Below are 2,362 nucleotides of genomic sequence, written 5' to 3'. Positions count from 1 at the left end.
GATGAAGAAGTAAAAGAGCTTGAAGATACTAATCAAATATTCGGAATGACTTTTGATGAAATAGATAAAATGTCAGTACGGGAGTTAAAGAAAAATTTGAGAGAAGCTAAAGAAAAAAATAAACAGGATAGAGAAGCTCTTGAAAATGTAATAAAACAAAAAGAAGAAAAAAATAATGAGCTTGAAAGACAAATTAGAGGTTTAGATCCAATAAGTGCTGAAAGGTTAGCTCAGGAAAAATGCGAAGAAATATCTAAAGATTTCTTAAAAAAGATAGCAAGTATTGAGATGGATTTTTTCTCATTAAAACAAATGATGAATGCAGTACAATCTATAGAAGGAATCAATCTTGTAATTATTGAAGAGTTTCAGGAAAGATTTTCAAATGCTTTTGCCAATTTAGAAAAAGAAAGACAAAATTTTTATGATATATATGATAACCCTCATGTATATTCAAGAGAAGAACAGCTTGAACTTGGTATTATAAAAAATTACGGTGATAATATGAAAGATGAAAAAAGATATTATATAGATTAAAAATAAAACTCGTAAGGCGAACATAGCAATAAAGGAGAAGTGAGCCGAGCCATCTGACAAACTTGTTTGTCAGATACTTATAGGCGTAGGCGAACATAGCAATAATGATAAACGAATGGGTATTAAAAATGCAGGAAACTAAAACTGCAAAAGAACGTAAAAAGATAGTTGAAGAATATTCACGAATTATTGGGCGTTCTGTAAGTTTTTGCTATAAAGAGTTGAAAAAGAATGGATATGATTCTAAAAGAGCTAAAAGAAAAGATATAGGCAAAAAAAATATAGATGATAATACCATAAAAATTGTAGCTTCTTTAGTAAAGACTGGAATAAGAGAAAATGGTAAAAAAACTATGCCTGTAAATGTTGCTTTGGATATGCTAAAAAGAAACGGTTATGATATTAATATAAAAACAAGCAGAATGAGAGAGATATTGAAAGATTCAAAAATAGATGCAGACAGATTAAAAAAAGATAGTCATAATATAAGGCTTAGAAGTGAATATCCTAATCAAGTACATCAAGTAGATCCAAGTGTAGCTTTAATATATTTTGCTCCAGAATCAGAAGACGGTAAAAGTAAAATGAAAATTATTGAAGATAGTGAATATTACAAAAATAAAGATTTCTTCAATGATGCTAAAGATAAAAAAGGAAAAAAGATAAGGAGAAAAAAATGTTTAAGATACGTTTTAACGGATCATTATTCAGGCAGTATATGTTTAAGATATTATGCTGCTTATGGAGAAACAGCAGAATATCTTTATGATTTTTTGCTTTATGCTTGGAGTAAAAAAGAAAGAGAAGATTATGCATTTCATGGAGTACCTGAAATACTTGTATGGGATAAAGGTTCTGCTAATACTTCAAAATCTGTAGCCAATGCTTTAAGAAGTTTGAAAGTAAAAACAATAGCTCATTCTACAGGCAATTCAAGGGCTAAAGGACAGGTAGAGAATGCAAACAATTTGATAGAAACTCATTTTGAATGTCTTTTCAGACTTGAAGCTATATCAAGTATAGAAGAATTAAATGAAGCTGCGGAGCGATTTTGTGTTGAATATAATACAAAAATGAAAATAAAAAGAATGGGGCAAATTATAAACAGCAGATATTTGTTATGGCAAAAAATTACATTAGAACAATTAAGAGAACTTCCAGATATAGAAGTATGCAAACAAATATTTTCTGCAGGAGTGTTAAAAAGAAAAGTAAAAAGTGATTTGACTATCAGTATGTATCATGCTAAAGCAAAAAGAACTCTATATTATAGTTTAATCAATTTAGGAGTTGAAAAAGGAGATGAAATAAATGCTCAAGCAGTATTATTTGGAGATAAATATAAAGCAATAATTTGGTTTAATAGAAAAAATGAATATGGAGAATCTGAAGAATTAAGCTATGAGATAGAACCTATAGAAATTGATGAGGCTGGTTTCGACATAAATGCAGCAGTAATTGGTAAAGAATATAAACAGACAAAATTAACTGAAAATGAGAATGATATTAAAGAAATAGAAAATATTTCTGAAGAAATAAAAAAACAGGAAATATTAAAATCTCATTCTCTAATACAGCCAGATATTAAGTTTATTTATCAAAAAGAAGGAGAAAAAATTAATTTAGATAAAAATGATAATAGAGAGATTTTATTATCGTATGTTGAAGTAATGGAAAAAGTAAAATCGGGATTAGGATATGTTCCAGATGATTTAGCTGAGGAATTAAAGAAAGATTATACTGACGGAATACCATATAGCTATGCAGATGAAATAATATCCTTTTGGAAAAATAAAGAAAATAAGGAGAATGAAAATATAATTTA

Annotated in this window: 1 protein-coding gene and 1 pseudogene; both read left to right on the top strand. The window is 28.0% G+C overall.

The genetic code is table 11. The annotated features are described in order from the left end of the window. Positions 1–537: pseudogene (locus F811_RS16610) on the top strand (hypothetical protein); the annotation flags it as partial. A gap of 104 nt (positions 538–641) precedes the next feature. Next, the coding region (locus F811_RS0100250; RefSeq protein ID WP_020003319.1) for a DDE-type integrase/transposase/recombinase at positions 642–2,362 on the top strand (1,721 nt) is incomplete at its 3' end.

The sequence above is a fragment of the Brachyspira innocens ATCC 29796 genome (genome assembly GCF_000384655.1).
Lineage (GTDB): Bacteria > Spirochaetota > Brachyspiria > Brachyspirales > Brachyspiraceae > Brachyspira > Brachyspira innocens.
Note: the sequence above shows the minus strand (reverse complement) of the source record. Positions and strands in the feature narration are given on the sequence as shown.